This window comes from Microbacterium oxydans, from assembly GCF_026559675.1.
Taxonomy (GTDB): Bacteria; Actinomycetota; Actinomycetes; order Actinomycetales; family Microbacteriaceae; genus Microbacterium; species Microbacterium oxydans_D.
Window position 1 is genome coordinate 1,751,594 of sequence record NZ_CP092891.1, and the last position, 20,759, is coordinate 1,772,352.

The 20,759-nt window shown below is 70.2% G+C and carries 20 protein-coding genes; 14 read left to right on the forward strand and 6 right to left on the reverse strand.

The genetic code is table 11. From position 1 onward, the window contains the following. Nucleotide 1: 1 nt before the first annotated feature. From leuD to MME74_RS08280, 5 genes are all read left to right on the forward strand, one after another. Complete coding sequence (gene leuD / locus MME74_RS08260) at nt 2–598, forward strand: 3-isopropylmalate dehydratase small subunit (protein WP_105721078.1); 597 nt, start codon at nt 2–4, stop codon at nt 596–598. A gap of 65 nt (nt 599–663) precedes the next feature. Beyond that, nucleotides 664–2,031 carry a UDP-N-acetylglucosamine 1-carboxyvinyltransferase gene (murA, locus tag MME74_RS08265; RefSeq protein ID WP_267418319.1) on the forward strand — a complete coding sequence of 456 codons (1,368 nt, stop codon included), beginning with the start codon at nt 664–666 and terminating at the stop codon, nt 2,029–2,031. Further along, a complete protein-coding gene (locus MME74_RS08270; protein WP_267418320.1) occupies nt 2,028–2,792 on the forward strand; it encodes a lysophospholipid acyltransferase family protein in 765 nt (254 codons plus the stop codon). The genes murA and MME74_RS08270 overlap by 4 nt, the downstream gene beginning before the upstream one ends. Further along, entirely contained in the window at nt 2,782–3,915 is a 1,134-nt protein-coding gene (locus tag MME74_RS08275) for an NAD(P)H-dependent glycerol-3-phosphate dehydrogenase (RefSeq protein WP_267418321.1), read from the forward strand. The genes MME74_RS08270 and MME74_RS08275 overlap by 11 nt, the downstream gene beginning before the upstream one ends. Then, nucleotides 3,821–4,903, forward strand: coding sequence for a D-alanine--D-alanine ligase family protein (locus MME74_RS08280; protein ID WP_267418322.1), 1,083 nt, complete (start codon nt 3,821–3,823; stop codon nt 4,901–4,903). The genes MME74_RS08275 and MME74_RS08280 overlap by 95 nt, the downstream gene beginning before the upstream one ends. Before the next feature lie 21 nt (nt 4,904–4,924). Here the strand turns inward: MME74_RS08280 and MME74_RS08285 are convergent, their stop codons facing one another. Continuing rightward, nucleotides 4,925–5,410: a DUF3515 family protein gene (locus MME74_RS08285; RefSeq protein ID WP_267418323.1), complete on the reverse strand. Its 486-nt coding sequence runs from the start codon at nt 5,408–5,410 to the stop codon at nt 4,925–4,927. Nucleotides 5,411–5,433: 23 nt separating this feature from the next. Here MME74_RS08285 and thiL point away from each other — a divergent pair, with 23 nt between their 5' ends. Continuing rightward, nucleotides 5,434–6,429 (forward strand): thiamine-phosphate kinase, encoded by a 996-nt coding sequence (thiL, locus tag MME74_RS08290; RefSeq protein WP_267418324.1) that lies wholly within the window; start codon nt 5,434–5,436, stop codon nt 6,427–6,429. On the opposite strand, the gene rsmD is transcribed toward thiL, so the two are convergent. Beyond that, the gene (gene rsmD, locus MME74_RS08295) at nt 6,399–7,007 is read right to left on the reverse strand and encodes a 16S rRNA (guanine(966)-N(2))-methyltransferase RsmD (protein ID WP_267418325.1); all 609 of its coding nucleotides are present in this window, start codon (nt 7,005–7,007) and stop codon (nt 6,399–6,401) included. The two genes, thiL and rsmD, sit on opposite strands and share 31 nt — an antisense overlap. 61 nt (nt 7,008–7,068) lie before the next feature. Between rsmD and MME74_RS08300 the strand changes: the two genes are divergently transcribed. The 6 genes from MME74_RS08300 to mutM all read left to right on the forward strand — a co-directional run bounded on the left by MME74_RS08300 (nt 7,069) and on the right by mutM (nt 12,162). Then, nucleotides 7,069–9,243, forward strand: coding sequence for an ATP-dependent DNA helicase RecG (locus tag MME74_RS08300; protein ID WP_267418326.1), 2,175 nt, complete (start codon nt 7,069–7,071; stop codon nt 9,241–9,243). Nucleotides 9,244–9,273: 30 nt separating this feature from the next. Further along, nucleotides 9,274–9,771 carry a pantetheine-phosphate adenylyltransferase gene (gene coaD / locus MME74_RS08305; protein ID WP_267418327.1) on the forward strand — a complete coding sequence of 166 codons (498 nt, stop codon included), beginning with the start codon at nt 9,274–9,276 and terminating at the stop codon, nt 9,769–9,771. A 71-nt stretch (nt 9,772–9,842) separates the two neighbouring features. Next, nucleotides 9,843–10,391, forward strand: a complete 549-nt coding sequence (locus MME74_RS08310) for a YceD family protein (protein ID WP_267418540.1) — start codon at nt 9,843–9,845, stop codon at nt 10,389–10,391. Between the two features lie 2 nt (nt 10,392–10,393). After that, nucleotides 10,394–10,603 (forward strand): 50S ribosomal protein L32, encoded by a 210-nt coding sequence (gene rpmF / locus MME74_RS08315; protein ID WP_029263535.1) that lies wholly within the window; start codon nt 10,394–10,396, stop codon nt 10,601–10,603. A gap of 10 nt (nt 10,604–10,613) precedes the next feature. Further along, a complete protein-coding gene (gene rnc, locus MME74_RS08320) occupies nt 10,614–11,306 on the forward strand; it encodes a ribonuclease III (RefSeq protein ID WP_267418332.1) in 693 nt (230 codons plus the stop codon). Then, entirely contained in the window at nt 11,299–12,162 is an 864-nt protein-coding gene (gene mutM, locus MME74_RS08325) for a bifunctional DNA-formamidopyrimidine glycosylase/DNA-(apurinic or apyrimidinic site) lyase (protein ID WP_267418334.1), read from the forward strand. The genes rnc and mutM overlap by 8 nt, the downstream gene beginning before the upstream one ends. 39 nt (nt 12,163–12,201) lie before the next feature. Here the strand turns inward: mutM and MME74_RS08330 are convergent, their stop codons facing one another. From MME74_RS08330 to MME74_RS08345, 4 genes are all read right to left on the reverse strand, one after another. Continuing rightward, nucleotides 12,202–13,524, reverse strand: a complete 1,323-nt coding sequence (locus MME74_RS08330) for an FtsX-like permease family protein (RefSeq protein ID WP_267418336.1) — start codon at nt 13,522–13,524, stop codon at nt 12,202–12,204. After that, nucleotides 13,521–14,216 (reverse strand): ABC transporter ATP-binding protein, encoded by a 696-nt coding sequence (locus MME74_RS08335; RefSeq protein WP_267418337.1) that lies wholly within the window; start codon nt 14,214–14,216, stop codon nt 13,521–13,523. The genes MME74_RS08330 and MME74_RS08335 overlap by 4 nt, the downstream gene beginning before the upstream one ends. 101 nt (nt 14,217–14,317) lie before the next feature. Then, nucleotides 14,318–15,397: a GNAT family N-acetyltransferase gene (locus MME74_RS08340; protein WP_267418338.1), complete on the reverse strand. Its 1,080-nt coding sequence runs from the start codon at nt 15,395–15,397 to the stop codon at nt 14,318–14,320. Nucleotides 15,398–15,464: 67 nt separating this feature from the next. After that, on the reverse strand, nt 15,465–15,749 hold the full coding sequence (locus MME74_RS08345; protein ID WP_267418339.1) for a hypothetical protein: 285 nt from the start codon (nt 15,747–15,749) through the stop codon (nt 15,465–15,467). A gap of 527 nt (nt 15,750–16,276) precedes the next feature. Between MME74_RS08345 and smc the strand changes: the two genes are divergently transcribed. Next, nucleotides 16,277–19,825, forward strand: coding sequence for a chromosome segregation protein SMC (gene smc, locus MME74_RS08350; RefSeq protein WP_267418340.1), 3,549 nt, complete (start codon nt 16,277–16,279; stop codon nt 19,823–19,825). 58 nt (nt 19,826–19,883) lie between these two features. Continuing rightward, on the forward strand, nt 19,884–20,756 hold the full coding sequence (ftsY, locus tag MME74_RS08355) for a signal recognition particle-docking protein FtsY (protein WP_267418341.1): 873 nt from the start codon (nt 19,884–19,886) through the stop codon (nt 20,754–20,756). The last annotated feature ends 3 nt before the right edge of the window (nt 20,757–20,759 follow it).

Here is a 20,759-nt window from a genome sequence, read left to right on the forward strand (position 1 = left end):
CATGGAGAAGTTCACCACTCACACCGGCATCGCCGCGCCGCTGAAGCGCTCGAACGTCGACACCGACCAGATCATCCCGGCCGTCTTCCTCAAGCGCGTCACCAAGACCGGCTTCGAGGACGCGCTGTTCCACGGCTGGCGCCAGGACCCGGAGTTCGTGCTCAACCAGGCGCCTTTCCAGGGTGCCTCCATCCTGCTCGCGGGCCCCGACTTCGGGACCGGATCGAGCCGCGAGCACGCCGTCTGGGCGCTGCGCGACTTCGGCTTCGCCGTCGTCCTCAGCCCGCGCTTCGCGGACATCTTCCGGGGCAACTCGGGCAAGCAGGGGCTCCTCGCCGCGACGATCTCGGAAGAGGATCTCGAGCGGTTCTGGGCCGAGATCGACCGGAATCCCGGGGTTCAGATGACCGTCGACCTCGAGGCGCGCACCGCGTCGATCGGTGACGTCCAGGCCGAGATCGGGATCGACGATTACACTAGATGGCGGCTCCTCGAAGGGCTCGATGACATCGGGCTCACGCTGCGCAATGAAGACAAGATCGCGCAGTTCGAGGCCCGTCGCGAGTCGTGGCGGCCCCGAACCCTTCCCGTCCAGTAGACGGTGGGGGCGGGGGAGCCAGGGGCAACCCGCCCCCGATTTCCGTTGATGAAGTGAGGCTCCGAATGACGACACCTGTGCGCGACGCTCTCCCGGACGGAGTCCCTGCACTCACCGGAGACGTCCTCGCCATTCGAGGCGGACGTCCGCTCCGCGGTCGTGTCGACGTCAAGGGCGCGAAGAACCTGGCCACCAAGGCCATGGTCGCCTCCCTGCTCGGCGAGACCGTGAGCACCCTGCGCGACGTCCCCGCCATCAGCGATGTCGCCGTCGTCCGTTCGTTGCTCGAGGTGCACGGCGTGCGCGTCTCCGAGGGCGACGAGCCCGGTTCGCTGATCTTCGACCCGAGCGACGTCGAGTCCGCGCACTTCGAGGAGATCGACGCGCACGCGGGTGCCTCCCGCATCCCGATCCTCTTCTGCGGCCCGCTGCTGCACCGTCTCGGTCAGGCGTTCATCCCCGACCTCGGCGGATGCCGCATCGGCGACCGCCCCATCGACTTCCACCTGGATGCGCTCCGCAAGTTCGGGGCGATCGTGGAGAAGCTGCCCAGCGGCATCCGTCTCTCGACCGGCGGAAGCCGGCTGCACGGGGCGAACATCCACCTCCCGTACCCGAGTGTCGGGGCCACGGAGCAGGTGCTGCTCACCGCCGTCCGCGCCGAGGGCGTGACGGAGCTGCGTAACGCGGCCATCGAGCCCGAGATCATGGACCTGATCGCCGTCCTGCAGAAGATGGGCGCGATCATCTCCTACGAGCCGAACCGCGTCATCGTCATCGAGGGCGTCGAGAAGCTCCGCGGCTACGACCACCGCTCGATCTTCGACCGCAACGAGGCCGCGTCCTGGGCCTCCGCCGCGCTGGCCACGGACGGCGAGATCTTCGTCGGCGGTGCCAAGCAGCAGGAGATGCTGACCTTCCTCAACGTCTTCCGCAAGGCGGGCGGCTGGTTCGACATCCAGGAGGACGGCATCCTCTTCCGCCGCGACGGCGAGATCAAGCCCGTCGTGATCGAGACCGACGTGCACCCGGGCTTCATGACCGACTGGCAGCAGCCGCTCGTCGTCGCCCTGACGCAGGCGCACGGCCGCTCCGTCGTGCACGAGACCGTGTACGAGAACCGGATGGGCTTCACGGACGCCCTGGTCAAGATGGGCGCCGACATCGTCGTGCACCCGCGCGGTCTGCAGGACGGTCCCCGTCGCGTTCCCCGTCGGGACCTCGAGCAGGCCGCCGTCATCACCGGTCCCACGCCGCTGCACGGCGCGGACATCGTGGTGCCCGACCTCCGCGGCGGATACAGCCACGTCATCGCTGCGCTGACCGCGTCGGGGGAGTCGAAGGTGTCGGGAGTGGACATCCTCAGCCGCGGCTACGAGAAGTTCCTCGCCAAGCTCGACGCGCTCGGCGCCGACTTCGACGTCATCCGGTGACCGCCGTGACGTCCCGGTCATCCGAGACGACGCGGCCGAGCATCTTCTGGCCGCTCGCCGCGCTGGTGATCCCGCCCGTCTCGCTGATCGCGAAGATCCGGGTCACCGGTGCGGAGAAGCTTCCGCAGCAGGGCTCGTTCATCCTCGCGCCGAACCACTACTCGGAGTTCGATCCGCTCATCGTGGCGGTCACCGTGTGGCGCGCGGGTCGGGCCCCTCGGTTCATGGCCAAGGAGAGCCTGTTCAAGGTGCCGGTGCTCGGCTGGTTTCTGCACCGCACCGGGATGATCCCGGTCGCCCGCACCTCGTCCGCCACCTCGGCGCGGCAGACGATGAAGCAGTCGGAAGAGCTCGTCGAGCACGGCCGCGGGGTCATCGTCTACCCGGAGGGCACGCTCACGCGCGATCCCGACCTGTGGCCGATGCGCGGCAAGTCCGGCGCGGTGCGCCTGGCCCTCGCCGACGGCATCCCGCTGATCCCGATGGCCCAGTGGGGCACGCAGGAGATCATGGGCCGCTATCAGAAGGGCCTGAGCCTCTGGCCGTTGCGCAAGCCCGTCCGGGTGCTCATCGGCGATCCGGTCGACGTCTCCGACCTGCGCGGTCGTGCGGGGGAGCCGGCGGCCCTTACCGAGGCGTCGAACCGGCTGATGAACGCGATCACGGCACTCCTCGAGGAGCTGCGCGACGAGAAGGCACCCGCGGAGCGCTGGAACCCCGCGAGCCACGGCCAGAAGGAGACCGGACGCCTTGACTCCTAAGAGAACCGCTCCGGTCGGCCCCCGGGCCACGGTCATCGGCTCGGGCAGCTGGGGAACCACCTTCGGAAAAATCCTCGCCGACGGCGGTGCCCAGGTCACGATGTGGGCCCGACGCGCCGAGCTCGCGCAGGAGATCAACGAGGCCAAGCGCAACTCCCGCTATCTGCCCGGCATCAACCTGCCGCGGACGATGGCCGCCACGCATGAGCTCGCGACCTCGCTGGAGGGTGTCGACCAGGTCTACCTGTCGGTGCCGAGCCAGTCGCTGCGGGAGAACCTGAAGGCGCTGCGTCCGCTGCTGGCCGACAGCGACGCGAAGGTCATCAGCCTCATGAAGGGCGTCGAGCGCGGCACCGGTCTGCGGATGAGCCAGGTGATCCAGCAGGAGCTGCGCTGCGACCCCGATCGCATCGCCGTCGCCTCCGGTCCGAACCTCGCGCTCGAGATCGCCCGCGAGCAGCCGACCGCGGCCGTGATCTCCTCGCGCAGCCAGGAGACCGCCGAGATCGTGGCGCGCGCGGCGCGGAACAGCTACTTCCGCACGTTCGTGAACACCGACGTGATCGGCACCGAGTTCGGTGGAGTGCTCAAGAACCTCATCGCGGTCGCCATCGGCATCGTGGACGGCGTGGGCTACGGCGAGAACACCAAGGCCTCGATCATCACGCGCGGTCTCGTCGAGATGACGGACTTCGCGGTCGCGAACGGCGCGCACCCCGAAACGCTCCAGGGGCTCGCGGGCCTCGGCGACCTGATCGCCACGTGCCAGTCGCCGCTGAGCCGCAACAACACGGCGGGGCGCCTGCTCGGCCAGGGGTACAGCTTCCAGGACGTGGTGAAGCAGATGCAGCAGACGGCGGAGGGACTCGCCTCCGTCGCGCCCATCCTGCAGCTCGCGCGCGAGGCCGAAGTGGACATGCCCATCGTCGAGCAGGTGAAGATGGTGCTGGACGGCAAGATGGATCCGCGTGACATCGCACCCCACCTGACGACGGACGACGACACCCCGCAGGGTGAGAGGACCAACCATGGACAAGCAGACGGTGGTGGTGCTCTTCGGCGGGCGCTCCAGCGAGCATTCGATCAGTTCCGCAACGGCGGGGGGCGTGCTGGGAGCGATTGATCGCGACCGCTACGCCGTGATCCCGGTGGGGATCACCCGCGAGGGTGCCTTCGTCCTCGAAGAGGACGACCCCGCGAAGTTCCCGCTCGATGCGGCGCACCTCCCCGAGGTCGTCGACAACGGCACCCGTGTGCTGTGGCCCGAGCCCGGGGGCGACCGGACCCTGCGCGTCGTGCAGGTGGACGGTACCGTGGAGGGCTTCGGAGAGATCGACGTGGTGCTGCCCATCCTGCACGGGACGCACGGCGAGGACGGCACCATCCAGGGCTACTTCGACACGCTCGAGGTCCCTTACGCCGGCGGTGGGGTTCTCGATTCGGCCCTCTGCATGGACAAGCACTTCATGAAGATCGCGCTCCAGGCGGCCGGGATCTCCGTCGCCCCCGGGGTGACGGTCCGCCGCCGGGACTGGGAGCAGGATGCCGACGCCGTGCGTGCTCGCGCCGCGGAGCTCGGACTGCCCCTGTTCGTGAAGCCGGCGCGAGCGGGTTCGAGCGTCGGTGTGTCCAAGGTCGCCGCCGCGGACGAGCTCGACGCCGCGCTGGCCGTGGCCTTCGCCGAGGACGAGAAGGTGCTGATCGAGACCGGCGTGACCGGTCGCGAGATCGAGGTCGCCGTGCTGGAGACGGCGGACGGCGTCCGGGCGTCGCTTCCGGGCGAGATCGTGCTCACGTCCCGCGGCTTCTACGACTTCGAGGGCAAGTACCTCGGCGGCGACGGCGTCGACGTGGTGTGCCCCGCCGACGTCACCGACGCCGAGCAGTCGGCGATCCGCGAGGCGGGCATCCGGGCGTTCGAGGCCGTCGACGGCCGGGGTCTCGCCCGTGTCGACATGTTCCTGACCCCGTCCGGCGATCTCGTGGTGAACGAGCTGAACACGATGCCCGGGTTCACGCCGATCTCGATGTTCCCGAAGTGCTGGGTGGCGTCTGGGCTGAGCTACGGCGACCTGATCACCGAGCTCATCGAGGCCGGTCTGCGCCGCTGACGACGACGTTCCCCGCGGGACTCAGCTCGCGGGGAACTCGACCCGGTCGGTGCACTGGGCCGTGGCCGGCGCGAGTCCGGACTGGATGCTCTTCGACAGCGAGTCGACGATCGACTGGAAGTCGATCTGCTCCCCGCGCCGGATGTTGATCTCGATCGCGGGTTCGCGTCCGTAGGTCACGAGACGCTGACGCGTCTCCTCCTGGTCGAGGACCAGCCAGTCGACGCCCCCGAGAGTGGTGCACACGAGAGCGGACGGTGCGGGGGGCTCGACGCCGCACCGCAGCACGACGGTGGTGGGCTCGCCCCATGCCCCCGACGCCTGGGCGTCGGTCCACACGCGGTCGAATCCCGCGACGTTGTCGGGGAGCAGCACCGAGACGGAGGCGCAGGCGGGATTGTTCGCATCGTCGGCCGGTTCGAGGTGCACGGTGGTCGAGCAGCCGGTGAGCGCGGCGGTGATGGCCACCGCACCGGCGAAGGCAGCGAGGCGACGGGAACGAGGCATGCTTCCAGGCTACCTTTGACAGCATGCCCTCCCGACCCGAAGCCGATGATCCGCGCCTGGGAGATGTGTCCGAGGGGCGCATCCTGCAGGCCATCCTGACGCGGACGCCCGCGGCCTCGCACACGCTGATCGGACCGGGCGACGACGCCGCCGTCATCGCGACGCCGTCGGGCACGGTGGTGGCGACGACCGACACCCTCGTGCATGGGCCGGACTTCCGTCTGGCCTGGTCCTCGGGGTACGACCTCGGCTGGAAGTCCGCCGCCGTGAACCTCGCGGACATCGCGGCGATGGGCGCCCGCCCGACGGCGCTGCTCGTCGCCCTGGCCGTGCCGCGCGACCTGCGCCTCTCGTTCGTGGAACGGCTCGCCGACGGCTTCCGTGACGCCTGTGCCGCCCTCGCGCCCGGCTGCGCTGTCGTCGGCGGCGACCTGACGGTCTCGGACGTCCTGACCGTCGCGGTGACGGCACTCGGCGACCTCGAAGGCCGAGTGGCGGTCACCCGCAGCGGCGCTCGCGTCGGAGACGTCGTCGCGGTCGCCGGCGAGCTCGGCCATGCCGCGCACGGACTCGCGGTGCTGTTCGGGCGCTTCCGCGACGGCGACGTGCCGGTGCCGGTCGACGTGTCGAAGCTGGCTGCGGGGGAGAGCGCCGCGCTGGCCGCGCAGTTGCGTCCCTCGCCGCCGATCGGCCTGGGCGCCGTGGCCGCGACGGCGGGCGCCACCGCGATGATGGACGTCTCCGACGGGCTGGCGCTCGATGCGCGGCGGATGGCGGCGGCCTCCGACGTCACGATCGCGCTCGATCGGTCGGCACTCGGGGACGACCCGGAGCGAGCGATCGCCGGGGGTGAGGACCATGCGCTCCTGGCGACATTCCCCGAGGGCATCCTGCCGCCGGGGTTCCGCGTCATCGGGAGGGTGCGTCCACGCGGTGCGGAGGATCTGCTCTGCGACGACCTTCCGGTCGACCTCAGCGGCTGGGATCCCTACCGGGACTGGGACTCGGTCGCCGGCTGACGATCCGTGTCCGAGCTCTCGACCGGCTCGGCCCACCACAGGGTGGTGTCGCCGTAGGACTTCTCCCGGAACTGCTCCAGCCCGGCGGCGGCGAAATCCGGGGGAGTGGACCGACGGGCGCGCTCGACGACGACGACGGCATCCGACGACAGGAGCGGCGCGAGCGCGACGAGATCCGCCGTCATCGCGGCGTCGTCGAGGTCGTAGGGCGGGTCCGTGAAGACGAGGTCGAAGGGTCCGGTCGCGCGCAGCAGGAAGGTGTGGACCGCGCTCTCGTGCACGCGTCCCGGCGTCAGCCCGCCCGCCTTGGCCACGACGGCGGCGTTGCGGCGGACGATGGCCGCGGCCTGGCGTCCGCGCTCCACGAACTCGGCACTCGCCGCACCTCGACTCAGGGATTCGAGGCCGAGCGCACCGGATCCGGCGTACAGATCGAGGACCCGCGCCCCGGAGATGGCGCTCAGGGACTCGAGGCTGCCGAACAGCGACTCGCGCACGCGGTCGCTGGTCGGACGGGTGCCGGCTCCCGGAACCTCGAGCCGTGCGCCCCGAGCGGCTCCTGCGATGATCCTGGTCACCTGTTCACGATACGACAGGAGGAGTGCGGGCCGTGTCGGTCGCGTTCCCTAGACTCGGAGCATGTCGCTCACGCTCGATTCCTCGTTGGAGGATGCGCTCGGTGCGGCGTCTGCCAAGACGCTCGGTCGTGCCTTCGGCATGCAGAGCGTCGGCGACCTGCTCGCCCACTACCCTCGCCGCTATGCGGATCCGGGAGAGCTCACCCCGATCCGTGATCTCCCGCTCGGCGAGACGGTGACCATCGTGGCCGAGGTGCTGTCGTCGAGCTTCCGGCGCATGCGCAACCGCCCGGGCGCGATGGTCGACGTCGTGATCGGCGACGGCATCGGGCGCATGTCGCTCACGTTCTTCGCGAAGAACGTCGGCGCGGCGGAATGGCGCTCCAAGGATCTCGCGGTCGGCCGACGCGGGGTGTTCTCCGGCAAGGTGGGCGAGTTCAATGGGGTCACGCAGTTCGCGCACCCGGAGTACGAGCTCTTCGACGACGAAGATGCGGCCCGGCGGAGCGCGGATGCACGCGCGGCGGTGCCGATCCCGATCTACCCGGCCACGTCCGCCATCCAGACCTGGCAGATCGCCCGGCTCATCGGTCGTGTGCTGGACGGCCTCGACGAGGCGCCCGACCCGTTGACCGACGAGATCCGCGAGCGCGAGGAGCTGCTCACGGCGGGCGAGGCGCTCGAGCGGATCCACCGGCCCCGCAATCGCAACGACATCGATCCGGCCGTCCGCACCCTGCGCATGCACGAGGCGCTCACCCTGCAGACTGCGCTCCTGCAGCAGCGCGACGCCGTGCGGGCGCTGTCGGCGACCTCGCGCCCGGCGCGGGCGGGCGGGCTGCTCGAACGGTTCGACGCCGCCATGCCGTACACGCTCACGCCCGATCAGGAGACCGTGGGCGCCCAGATCGCCACCGACCTCGTCGGCTCCTGGCCGATGAACCGTCTCGTCCAGGGCGAGGTCGGCTCCGGCAAGACCCTGGTCGCGCTGCGGGCCATGCTGCAGGTGGCCGAGAGCGGCGGCCAGGCGGCGCTGATCGCCCCCACCGAGGTCCTGGCCGGTCAGCACCTGCGCTCCATCGCGAAGATGCTCGGACCCGAGCTCGCCCCGCAGCTGATGCCCACCCTGCTCACGGGTCAGCTTCCGGCTGCGGAGCGCCGCAAGGCCGCACTCCGCGTCGCGTCGGGCCAGGCGCTCATCGTCGTCGGAACGCACGCGCTGCTGGGGGAGAAGACCACCTTCGCCGATCTCGGCCTCGTCGTCGTGGACGAGCAGCACCGCTTCGGGGTCGAGCAGCGCGAGGCGCTGCGCGCCAAGGGGTCGAGTCCGCACGCGCTGGTCCTCACGGCCACGCCCATCCCGAGGACCGTGGCCATGACGGTGTTCGGCGACCTCGACACCTCGGTCATCCGCACGATGCCCGCCGGCCGCGCCGGCATCGAGTCGTTCGTCGCACCGCTCGCCGAGCATCCGGGGTGGTTCAACCGGGTCTGGGAGCGCGCCGCCGAGGAGATCGCGCAGGGCCGCCAGGTCTTCGCGGTCTGCGCGGCGATCGACACGGCGAAGAAGACCGCGGAGGCGGGGGAGCAGCCCGCGCTCGCCCCCGAAGGCGCATCGGGCCCGCGCTGGGGCGTCGTGCAGCTCGATGAGGCCCTCGCGACCCACCCCACGCTCGGCGGTCTGCGTCGAGCCGTGCTGCACGGGAAGATGCCGTCGGAGGAGAAGGACGCGGTGATGCAGGCCTTCGCCCGCGGCGACATCGACCTCCTCCTGGCGACCACGGTGATCGAGGTCGGCGTCGACGTGCCGAACGCCTCGACCATGATCGTGCTCGACGCCGATCGTTTCGGGGTGTCGCAGCTGCACCAGCTGCGCGGTCGCGTCGGTCGAGGCGGGGTCCCCGGGCTCTGCCTGCTGGTCACCGAGGCGGAGGCCGGCTCCCTCGCGCGGGATCGCGTCGATGCCGTGGCGGCGACCCTCGATGGATTTGCGCTGGCCGAGGTCGATCTGGAGCTTCGCGGCGAGGGCGACGTCCTCGGTGCGGCCCAGGCCGGCGTCCGCTCGTCGTTGAAGCTGCTGCGTGTCGTGAAGGACGCCGGGCTCATCACCCGCGCGCGGGAGGTGGCCGAGGCGATCCTCGCCGCCGACCCGCTCCTGGAGGAGCATCCGGGCCTGCGCGAGGCCATCGCCCGCCGGGTGAGCGACGAGGATCGCGCGGCCCTGGCGAAGAACTGAGTCCCCGGTGCGGTGCCCTAGGCTGGTGGCATGAGCAGCCGGATCGCCGTCGTCCCGGGTTCCTTCGATCCGCCGACCCTGGGTCACCTCGACGTGATCCGTCGGGCCGCCGCCCTGTACGACGAGCTGCACGTGCTGGTGGTGCACAACCCCGGCAAGGAGGCCATGCTGCCGATCGCGCAGCGCCTGTCCCTGCTGGAGCGCTCGATCGCCGATGACGGGATGCCGGGCAACATCGTGATCGGCTCCTGGAGCATGGGTCTCCTCGTCGACTACGCCCGTGATGTCGGTGCCGGGGTGCTCGTCAAGGGCATCCGGTCGCAGATCGATGTCGCCTACGAGTCGCCGATGGCGATCGTCAACCGCCACCTCGCCGACATCGAGACCGTGTTCCTCCTGCCCGACCCGTCGCATGCGATGGTCTCGAGTTCGCTGGTCCGCCAGGTCGCCTCGCTCGGCGGCGACATCTCGCCGTTCGTCCCGGCCGCCGTCGCCGAGTTCCTCGACACCGGATCTCGGGGCATCTGAGCCCGCTCCCTGAACGCGTGGTCAGCCCGGCCCGAGGCACGGCCCGGTAGCATTGCAGGGTGCGCTCTCGAATGAACGGCCCTTTCGTCCTCCCCGTCCGCGACATCGTCCGACGTCCGGGTGAGATGCGCGAACACGAGTTCACCGTCGCTCTCGCGGAGGCGTGGGGTGAGGGCATCGTCTCGTACGAGGCGGGTTCCGAACTCGACCTCGACGTGCGGCTGGAGTCCGTCCACGAGGGCATTCTCGTGTCCGGAACAGCCGATGCGGAGTACGCCGGTGTGTGCGGAAGATGCCTGATCGACATCACTCGGCCCGTCGAAGTCGAGTTCCAGGAGCTTTTCGCGTATCCTGGTGAGGAAGAAACTGACTTCGAGGTTCAAGACGACCACGTGGATCTTGAAACTCTCGTCAGGGATGCGGCCGTACTGGCACTTCCTTTTCAGCCGGTGTGTCAGCCGGATTGCCCGGGTCTCGACCCGCAAACGGGTGAACGACTGACCGTGAGCACCGGAACGGAGCAGGCCGCTCCCATCGATCCTCGATGGAGTGCGCTCCAGAACATCACAGACCAAGACGGCACGGAAGAATCTCGTGCCGCCGAGAAAGAAGAGAGCTAGTCATGGCTGGTAACCCCCCGAAGCGCAAGGTTTCCCGTTCGAACACCCGCTCGCGCCGCGCGCAGTGGAAGGCGGCTCCCGTCGCCCTCGTGAAGACGGTCGAGAACGGTCAGGTCGTCTACAGCCGCCCTCACCAGGCGAAGGTCGTCACCGACTCGCAGGGCACCGAGCTGTTCCTCGAGTACAAGGGCCGCAAGGTCGCCGACGTCTGAGTCGCGTACCGTGACGGAGGTCCCCGGGGGGACGAGACCTCTCCCAGATAAGCTCCGCGTCGACATCGACGCGGAGCTTCTGGAGTTGGCCCTCACCCACCGCTCCTACGCGTACGAGCACGGTGGCATCCCGCACAACGAGCGTCTCGAGTTCCTCGGGGACTCGGTGCTCGGGCAGGCCGTCACCGTGATGCTGTTCACCACGCACCCCGACCTCGATGAGGGCGAGCTGGCGAAGCGGCGCGCGAGCGTCGTCTCCACCGTCGCCCTGGCCGAGGTGGCGCGCGGGATCGATCTCGGCAGCCACCTGCTGCTGGGTCGCGGTGAGGAGCAGACCGGCGGTCGGGACAAGGACTCGATCCTGGCCGACACGATGGAAGCGGTCATCGGCGCGACGTATCTCTCGGCCGGCCCGGAGGCCGCGACCGAGCTCGTCCTGCGTCTGACGAAGCCCCTGCTGGCCGACCCGGAGCGCTACGGAGCGGCGATGGACCCGAAGACGAGCCTGCAGGAACTCGCCGCGCGCGTCGGTGCGCCCCCGCCCCAGTACTCGGTGGAGGCGAGTGGTCCGGATCACGACCGTCGCTTCACCGCGACGGTCGCCGTCGGCGACGTGAGTATGACCGGTACCGGCAGCAGCAAGAAGACCGCGGAGATGGCGGCGGCTCTCAGCGCCTGGCGCACCCTCAGCGAGCGTGCCTGAGCTCCCCGAGGTCGAGGTCGTCCGAGCGGGACTCGCGCCCGCGGCCGTCGGCTCTCTGATCACCTCCGTGAGCGTGTTCGACGAACGCGCCCTCACGCGGCACGGTGCCGGGCCGGCGGATTTCGTCGGACGACTGGAGGGGCGCACCTTCACGGCCGCCTCTCGTCGGGGCAAGTTCCTCTGGCTCCCGCTCGACGACGCCGAGTCCGCGCTGATCGCGCATCTCGGGATGAGCGGACAGATGCTGCTGCGCACGCCGAACGCACAGGCCGAGAGGCATGAGCGCGTGCGGATCGTCGTCGAGCATCCCCTCCACGGTGAGCTCGCCATCGTCTTCGCCGATCAGCGGACGTTCGGCTCGCTCGCGGTGGATGCCCTGCTCGACGACGGCGCCTCGCGCATCCCCACCCAGGTCGCGCACATCGCCCGCGATCCGATGGACGACGACTTCGACGACCGGGCGTTCCGGGTGGCCCTGGCCAAACGAGGGAGCGCGATCAAGCGCGTGCTCCTCGACCAGGGAGTGGTGAGCGGGATCGGCAACATCTATGCCGACGAGTCGCTCTGGGCCGCGCGCATCCACCCGGAGACGCCGGCGAACCGGCTGTCGACGCAGGCCGTGCGCCGCCTGCTGGCCGAGGTGCGACTCGTGCTGTCGAAGGCCCTCGCCGAGGGCGGCACCAGCTTCGATGCCCAGTACGTCAACGTCAACGGGCAGGCGGGATACTTCGCCCACTCGCTCAACGCTTACGGACAGCAGGGGAAGCCCTGCCCGCGCTGCGGCACGCCGATCGTACGGGAGAGCTTCATGAACCGCGGCTCCCACTTCTGCCCCCGCTGCCAGCGACGCCGCTGACCTGCTCGCAGGGAGCGGATCAGCGGCGTCCGGCGTGCGTCACGCGGTCTGGAACGCCCCGCTCAGCAGCGGGCGCGTCGCCCAGGTGCTCGCCCACACCACGCCGATGCCGATCGCGACGACCGCGGCGATCGTCAGCAGCGACTCGGGCGCGGTGATCAGGGCGATCCCCACCAGGGGGAACACCAGGATCGCGGCGACGAGGGCGGATCCGATCGCCGTGGTCAGCAGCGGCGACATGATGGCGCGACGCCGCGCGCTGTCCACGGTCTCCACGGGCATGCCCAGGTGGTGGAGGCTGCGGTGCAGCTCGCGCTGGTCGAGCACGTCGGACGCCTGGTTCACGCCGACGGAGGCCGCGACCATGAGGAACGACCCGATGAGGGTGATGATGAGTCCGGTGCGGATGTCCCCGGCCAGGGCGAAGTCCGACGCGTCGGCCTCCGGCCCGGTCATCACGTTCAGCAGCGCGACTCCGGTGCCGGCGAACACCGCCATGAAGCTGGCCATCGCGATGCCGCCGACCTGACGCCATGCCGCCTTGGGGGAGTCGAGGACGATGCGGGCGGCGAGCAGACGTTCCGGCCGCTCGGCCCGACGGAGCTGGCTCGACGCGGTGACCTTGAGCACCCACGGCCCCACGAGGTTCAGCACGCCGAGTGCTGCGGCGAAGAGCGCGGCGAGGACGATGATGGTCAGGAGGAGCCCCCCGACCGCGGGGAACACCTTGACGAGCACGAAGGCGATCGCGATCGCCCCTGCCGCGAGTACCGCGCGGATCCAGTGCACCTTCGACACCTCGGTGCGGGTGCGGACGCCGAGCGGGGAGATCACGACCCGGCGGAGACCGATCACGGCGCTGGTCGCGGCGAGCACGAGCACGGCCGTGAACACCAGCGCGATCTGGAGCGGGGGGAGCACGACGGCGCCGAAGCCGAGCGCCTCGCCGCGGAACGGGATCAGGCCGATCAACGGGCTGAGCGCGACGTGACCGAAGACACCGGCGAGAGCTCCGACGGTGGCGACGAGAACCGATTCGGCGACGGTGGCGACCGTGACGCCCGCGGGCGACACTCCGAGCAGGCGGAGCGTCGAGAGCCGTTCGTCCCGGCGCCGTGCGGAGAGCCGCGCCGCCGCGCCACCGAGCGACATGAGCGGAACGACCAGCAGCACCAGGGCGATGGCGGCGAGGGCCTGATAGAGGGGCGCGAGCTCGTCGGTCCAGCCCCAGAAGGACTGTGCGCCGCCGACGACCGTGAGCACCAGCGTGGTCACGATCCCGAAGGCGACCACGGGCAGCGCGAGCACGCCGCTCTGTCCGGGCGCGGGGCGCAGGAGCAGGGCGAGGACGTTGCGGTTCATGCCGCCACCGCCGAGGAGACGATGCGTCCGTCGCGCACGGCGATCGTCCGCGTGCAGCGGGCGGCGACGTCGGGGTCATGCGTGACGACGACGAGGGTGCGACCCTGACCGGTCGTCGACCACAGGAGCGCGTCCATCACCTCCGTGGAGGTCTGCGAGTCGAGTGCGCCGGTGGGCTCGTCGGCGAACACCAGCTCCGCCCCGGTCGCCTGAGCACGGGCGATGGCCACACGCTGCGCCTGGCCGCCGGAGAGTTCGCCGATGCGTCGGTCCTCCATGCCCGCGAGTCCGAGGGCCGCGAGCCAGGATGCCGCATGCTGAACGGCGTCCTGACGGCGGATGCCGTTGATCATCGAGGCGAGGGCGACGTTCTCCACCGCCGTCAGCTCCGGGATGAGGAGACCCTGCTGGAAGACGAAGCCGAAGCGCTCACGGCGCAGCCGTGAACGCGCGGACTCTCCGAGCGCGGTCACCTCGATGGGTGCGCCCTCGGCCGGGCGGAAGATGACGCTTCCCGCGTCGGGGGCGGTGATCCCCGCGAGCACGTGCAGCAGGGTCGTCTTCCCGGACCCGGAGGCGCCCATGATCGCGACGGCCTCCCCGCGCTGGATCGCGAGGTCGACGCCGGCGAGGGCGCGGGTCGTCCCGAAGTTCTTGGTGAGGGCGTGGGCTTCGATCACGGGGATGTTCATGATTCCAGCCTCGTCATCCGCCCGAGCGGTGTCGTCGGCCGGGCGGATGACCGCGCGGATCCGGCGTCATCCCGAAGAATGAGATCGGATCCGCGCGGGCCTCAGACCTTCTTCTGCCAGGCGCCCGCGTACGACACCGGAACGAAGCCGATCGCCTCGTTGATGTCGAGCATCGGTCGGTTCTCCTCCGCGTTGAAGGTGGAGACGACGGCCGAGTCCGGCATCAGGTCCCGCCAGCGGAGCAGGTTGGCGCACTTCACGATCATGCCGAGGCGGTGACCGCGATGGCCCTTCGTCACCAGCGTGCCGAACTGCTGCGTGACGCCGGTGCGATCTGCGCCGATCAGCAGCTCGTTGTACGCGACGAGGTCGCCGCTGGGCACGTGCTGCACGGTCACGACCGACACCGCCCGACCCGAGGCCGCGATCCGGGCTTCCCGACGAGCGACCCGATCCGCGTCCCACACCTCGGCGACGAAGTCCATCTCGCCGCTCGGCGCGTCCGTCGACAGCCGCGCGAGCACCGCGGCATACGGTGCACGCAGTTCCTCGGGAGTGGGCATCGTCCACTCGACGACCCGATAGTCGGGACCGGCGAAGGCGATGGCCTCCGCGAGTGCCGACCGCAGCGGCGCGGGATCGGACCGCAGATCGAACTCGCTGTTCCGCTCCACCTGCTCGAGTGTGTACCCGGCGGACTCGACCAGATCGCTCAACGGTGTGGCCGGCACCCGGCCCCACCCCGTGCGCGGCACGAGCGTGCGCTCGGCCTGCTCCGGTCGGTGCAGGCTCCACAGCTGCAGCACGCTGCGATCGTGGGCTCGGGCCTCGGCTTCGGCTCGCGCGAGCAGCGCGTTCTCGATGCCGCGGCCCCAGTGCTCCTCGGGCACCAGCATGTCGAACTCGGCGGCGTGCGCCTCCTCCTCCTGGGCGAAGGAGATGGTCACCATGCCGACGATCGCCCCGTCCACGCGAGCCACGAAGCCGCGGTCGAGCGAGTCGGTGTCGTCCTGCCAGCCCGGCAGGATCTGCGCCGCATCCGGAGCGAGGTCGGGAAGTCCGACCTGCTCGTCGCAGATCCGGCGATTGAGATCGCCGTAGGCGCGGAACTCCGCCGCGTCATCGTCGTCGAGAGAGGCCGGGACGATCAACGGCGTGATCGTCGGTTCGGCGATGGTCATGTCAGGTCCTTCCTGAGGGTGGATCGAGGTGGGGTGCCGGAGTCGCGTGCTCATGGTCGCCGGAGACTCAGCGCAGACCGCGCTGGAGGTCGTAGACCATGTGGACGCTGGCATCCGCTTCGGCGCGCAGTCGCTGCTGCTTGAGTCGCAGCAGGGCCTCCGCGTCGACGGAGCGGGTGCGGCGCTCGCGTCGCGGGCGCTGCGCCCTCTGGAACAGCCAGAGGCCGATCCGGAGGGAGAGACGGTCTGCGAGCGAGAGGCGGCGCAGTTCGTCGGGGCGGGGGATCTGGAGGACCTCGCGGTCCTCGGTATCGGGCGGGTGGGTGATGCTGCGATGCAACGTGGTGTTCACGAGGGTTCCTTCGAAAGGGATGGTGATGGGGCACAGAGACGCCGCACGTCGGCAGCGGGAGCGGCCGGGAACGGTGCGGAAGAGCGCGGCTCACGGTGAACACGCGGAGGTGGACGCCGAAGCGGCGGAGGATCCATGATCCGGAGACGGATCAGAGGGTGGCGCGCCGGAGAACGGCCCGGAGTGAGCCCACTACGGGCCCGGATTCTCGGGGTGCGGTTCTAGGAGAGCGCGCTGATGCGGACGCCGGCGGTTACCGAGAACGCAGAGCGCGGCGCAGAGTGCGCGGGCGCGGCGAGGCCAGTGGCCTGTGCGTTGAGCTGAGTGATCATCATCGGTAACCTCCTTTCGTGTGGCGATCCGGAGGCCACGGTAGCGAACGGTGAGGTTCGACGTCAAGCACATCGGCGCGGAACCGGCGTGTCGCAGGCGGTCCGAGTTCCGCTGCCGCCCGCGCGGGATGACGGTCGAGGCGCGGAATTCCGGTAGCGTAGCCGCGTGATTCTCCCCGGACGAGCGGTGCCCGCATGCATCTGAAGAGCCTGACGCTCAAAGGGTTCAAGTCGTTCGCGCAGCCCACGAGCTTCGTCTTCGAGCCCGGCGTCACCTGCATCGTGGGACCGAACGGATCGGGCAAGTCGAACGTCGTCGACGCCCTCGCCTGGGTCATGGGCGAACAGGGAGCGAAGACGCTGCGCGGCGGCAAGATGGAGGACGTCATCTTCGCCGGCACGTCGACCCGCGGGCCGCTGGGGCGTGCCGAGGTGCAGCTCACGATCGACAACGCCGACGGAGCCCTGCCGATCGAGTTCGCGGAGGTGACGATCAGTCGCACGCTGTTCCGCAACGGGTCCAGCGAGTACGCGATCAACGGCGAGGGCTGCCGTCTGCTGGATGTGCAGGAGCTGCTCAGCGACTCCGGCCTCGGCCGCGAGATGCACGTGATCGTCGGACAGGGGCGACTCGACACCGTCCTGCAGGCTTCTCCTGAGGACCGCCGCGGCTTCATCGAAGAGGCTGCCGGCATCCTCAAACACCGGAGGCGCAAGGAGAAGACCCTCCGCAAGCTCGACGCCATGGAGACCAATCTCACGCGTCTCAGCGACCTCGCCGGAGAGATCCGCCGCCAGCTGAAGCCCCTGGGGCGCCAGGCCGAGATCGCACGCGAGGCCCAGACGATCGCGGCCGTGGTGCGCGATGCCAAGGCGCGCATCTTCGCCGACGACGTGGTCGCGCTGCGCTCCGCCCTCGCCGACCACACCCGCACGGAGAACGAACGCCATACCGAGCGCCTGGTGCTGTCGGACCAGGCGGAGACGGTGCGCGCGAGCATCGCCCGACTCGAGCAGGATCAGAACTCGGTGGCCGTCGACCAGGCACGCGGCGTGGCCTTCGGGCTGGAGCAGGTCCAGGAGCGGATGCGGGGGCTGTACACGCTCGCGAACCAGCGCCTGGCGCTGCTCGGCTCCGAGGAGGACGACGCCGCGGTGACCGCCGTCACGGTGACGCAGAGCACGATCGACGAGGCGAAGGACGAGATCGACGCGATCTCCGCCGGCCTCGGGGATGCGCAGGACGCGGCGGCCTCCGCCAGCCGCGAGGTGGTCCACGCCAGGGCCGAGCTGGACACGCTCGACGTCGACATCGCGGAGCAGAGCGCCCTGGTCTCGGAGTACGACATGCGACTCTCGTCTCTGCGGGGCACCGCCGACGCGGCGGCCTCGGCGCTGGCCGCGGTCCGCGGTGCGGTGCTCCGCCAGGAGAACGCGCTCGAAGCCGCGAACGCCCGCAGGCGTGAAGCCGAGGAGGCACTCGAGACCATCGACGACGCCGAGGCTCCGGAGGGCACGGCGGCCGAGCATGCGGCGGCCTACGAGAGCGCACAGCGGGCGGCGACCGCGGCCGAGGCCGAACGGGAGACGCTGCGCGAGCGACTGCACGCCGCCGAGCGCGAGGTCGACTCCCTCACGGCGAAGGCGGCAGCCCTGAGCAGCGCTCTCGCGCTGTCGGGCGGCGCGGCGGAGATCGTCAAGGCGGGCGGTACGGGCGTGCGCGGTCTGGTCGGCGACGCCGTCCAGGTGCGCGCGGGTTTCGAAGCCGCCATCGCGGCGGTGCTCGGACCGCTCGCCGAGGGCGTGCTCATCGACACGGCCGCCGACGCGTTCGCCCTCGCGGCGCAGGCGGCGGAGCAGCGCAGGGGAGTGGTCGACTTCGTCATCGCGGATGCCGGCGTCCCGGCGCGTGTCGAGCTCCCGTCGATCGCCGGTGTCACCCCCGCTGTCGACACCGTGAGCGCGCCGGATGGTGTGCGCGGTGTGCTGTCCCATGTGCTCATCGCCGACGATCTCGACGCCGCGCGGGCCGCACGGACGGCACTCGATGTCGCGGGCGACACGGCCACGACGATCGTCACCCTCGGCGGCGACGTCGTCACGGCGCAGACGCTGCGGACCGGATCCGGGGGCGAGCGCTCGCGCCTCGAGCTCGCGGCGGAGCGGGATGCGGCGGCCGAGCGGCTCGCCGAGATCCAGGTCGTCGTCGATTCGCTCCGAGAGGCCCGCGAGGATGCGAACGAGGCGGTCGAGACGACCAGGCGTCAGGCCAAGGACGCGCTGCGCTCGCTCCGTGAGCACGACGCCGCTCTCGCCACGCACGCCGAGCAGGTGAACCGCGTCACCGTGCGACACGAGTCCGCCGTCGCCGAATGCGAGCGACTGGAGACCGGTCTCGCGCAGGCGCAGGCGGCGGTGGCGGATGCCGAGGCCAAGGCCGAGGAGACGAAGGCCGCGCTGGGCGAGGCGGTCGCGGCGCCGCGACCGGTCCTCGACGCGTCTGCGCGCGACGGCCTGCTCGAAGCCCTGGAGCTCGCCCGGGAGGGCGAGGTGCGGGCGCGGCTGGAGATCGAGACGCTGCGTGAGCGCGTCCGGGCCGCCCAATCCAGGGTCGCGAGCCTCGAACGTCAGCGCGAGCAGGAGCGCGATGCCGCCGCCGAGTCGGCGCGGCGTGCCGTCATCCGGCGGGCCCAGCGCGAGGCGGCGTCCGGTGTCGCCGAGGAGCTCCCGCGCATCCTCGACTCCCTCGGTCGCTCGGTGACCGAGGCGCGTCTCGCTCTCGGCGAGGCGGAGGCCGCACGCTCGGCGCAGAACCAGGAGCTCGTCGCGCTACGCGCCCAGGAGACCTCGCTCCGCGAACGGCTGGCCGGCCTGACGGAGAGCGTCCACGGGCTCGAGCTGCAGATCCACGAGAAGAAGCTGCACCTGAACAGCCTGCTCGAGCGGGTCTCCTCGGAGCTGGCGCTCGACGAAGATATTCTCATTGCGGAATATGGCCCGGACCAGCTGGTTCCTCGCGATCCGGGCGTGGAGCCCTCGTCAGAGGAGCCGAGCGAAGACACGGCGATCCCGTTCGACCGCCGCATCCAGCAGCGCCGTCTGGCGGAGGCGGAGCGCAAGCTCGCGCAGCTCGGCCGGGTGAATCCGCTCGCGCTCGAGGAGTTCGCCGCTCTCGAACAGCGCCACGCCTTCCTCACCGAGCAGCTGGCCGATCTCACGCAGACGCGGCAGGATCTGCTCACGATCATCTCGGACCTCGACGAGCGGATGCAGACGATCTTCGCGAGTGCCTTCGAGGACACGAAGGAGGCCTTCACCCAGGTCTTCCCGCTGCTGTTCCCCGGAGGGACCGGGAGCATCTCTCTCACCGACCCCGACAACATGCTGACGACGGGCATCGAGGTCTCGGTCCGTCCGGTCGGGAAGAAGATCGAGCGCCTGTCTCTGCTCTCCGGCGGTGAGCGCTCGCTCGCAGCGGTCGCGCTGCTCGTCGCGATCTTCAAGGCGCGACCGAGTCCGTTCTACATCCTCGACGAGGTCGAAGCCGCCCTCGACGACGCGAACCTCGGCCGCCTGCTCACGGTCTTCGAGCAGCTGCGCGAGAGCTCGCAGCTCCTCGTGATCACGCACCAGAAGCGCACGATGGAGATCGCCGACGCGCTGTACGGCGTCTCGATGCGCCAGGACGGTGTGTCCGCCGTCGTGGGTCAGCGCGTGGGGGACCGGGCGGCGGCCACCGTCTGAGCGACCCGATCCGCCTCGTGCGCGATCGATCCACCGGCGCTACCCGTAGGCTGGAGGGATGGCGGAGAAGTCCTGGTCTCTCGGTCGCGCGCTGCGCGGCATGTTCGTCAAGCCCACCATCGATGAGACGACCTGGGAGGACCTCGAGACCGCGCTCATCACGGCGGACTTCGGCCCCGACATCAGCGAGCGTGTCGTCGAAGAGCTGCGTGCGAAGGTCGAGCGGTATCGCACCACTGATCCGAAGGATCTGCAGCGCATGCTCCGCGAGACTCTCGAGGAGCACTTTGCGAAGTTCGACACGACGCTGAAGCTCACGGAGCGCCCGGCGGTCGTCCTCGTGGTCGGGGTCAACGGCGTCGGCAAGACGACGACCATCGGCAAGTTCACGAAGTTCCTCCGGGGCTACCAGCGCAGCGTCGTCGTCGGTGCCGCGGACACGTTCCGCGCGGCCGCGGTCGATCAGCTCGCGACCTGGGCCCAGCGCGGGGGAGCGGCCATCGTGCGCCCGCAGCAGGAGGGCCAGGACCCGGCGTCCGTGGCCTTCCAGACCGTCGAGTACGCCAAGCGCGAGGGCATCGAGATCGCGATCATCGACACGGCCGGTCGCCTGCACACCAAGGGCGGCCTCATGGACGAGCTCTCCAAGGTCCGCCGGGTCATCGAGAAGCAGGCGCCGATCAGCGAGGTCCTGCTCGTCCTCGACGCCACGACCGGTCAGAACGGCGTGATGCAGGCGGAGGCTTTCCTCGAGCACGCCGGCGTCACCGGACTGGTCCTCACCAAGCTCGACGGATCCGCCAAGGGCGGGTTCGTGCTCGCCGTTCAGGAGCGCACCGGCATCCCGGTGAAGCTGCTCGGACAGGGCGAGGGGATCGACGATCTCACCGGATTCACCCCCCATGTGTTCGTCCAGTCGTTGGTCGGTTGATGA

Excerpts from the sequence above, each read along its gene's own strand:
- leuD (WP_105721078.1), top strand. The coding sequence starts at position 2 with ATGGAGAAGTTCACCACTCACACCGGCATCGCCGCGCCGCTGAAGCGC.
- murA (WP_267418319.1), top strand. The coding sequence starts at position 664 with ATGACGACACCTGTGCGCGACGCTCTCCCGGACGGAGTCCCTGCACTC.
- MME74_RS08280 (WP_267418322.1), top strand. The coding sequence starts at position 3,821 with ATGGACAAGCAGACGGTGGTGGTGCTCTTCGGCGGGCGCTCCAGCGAG.
- MME74_RS08285 (WP_267418323.1), bottom strand. The coding sequence starts at position 5,410 with ATGCCTCGTTCCCGTCGCCTCGCTGCCTTCGCCGGTGCGGTGGCCATC.
- thiL (WP_267418324.1), top strand. The coding sequence starts at position 5,434 with ATGCCCTCCCGACCCGAAGCCGATGATCCGCGCCTGGGAGATGTGTCC.
- MME74_RS08300 (WP_267418326.1), top strand. The coding sequence starts at position 7,069 with ATGTCGCTCACGCTCGATTCCTCGTTGGAGGATGCGCTCGGTGCGGCG.
- coaD (WP_267418327.1), top strand. The coding sequence starts at position 9,274 with ATGAGCAGCCGGATCGCCGTCGTCCCGGGTTCCTTCGATCCGCCGACC.
- MME74_RS08310 (WP_267418540.1), top strand. The coding sequence starts at position 9,843 with ATGAACGGCCCTTTCGTCCTCCCCGTCCGCGACATCGTCCGACGTCCG.
- rpmF (WP_029263535.1), top strand. The coding sequence starts at position 10,394 with ATGGCTGGTAACCCCCCGAAGCGCAAGGTTTCCCGTTCGAACACCCGC.
- MME74_RS08330 (WP_267418336.1), bottom strand. The coding sequence starts at position 13,524 with ATGAACCGCAACGTCCTCGCCCTGCTCCTGCGCCCCGCGCCCGGACAG.
- MME74_RS08335 (WP_267418337.1), bottom strand. The coding sequence starts at position 14,216 with ATGAACATCCCCGTGATCGAAGCCCACGCCCTCACCAAGAACTTCGGG.
- MME74_RS08340 (WP_267418338.1), bottom strand. The coding sequence starts at position 15,397 with ATGACCATCGCCGAACCGACGATCACGCCGTTGATCGTCCCGGCCTCT.
- smc (WP_267418340.1), top strand. The coding sequence starts at position 16,277 with ATGCATCTGAAGAGCCTGACGCTCAAAGGGTTCAAGTCGTTCGCGCAG.
- ftsY (WP_267418341.1), top strand. The coding sequence starts at position 19,884 with ATGGCGGAGAAGTCCTGGTCTCTCGGTCGCGCGCTGCGCGGCATGTTC.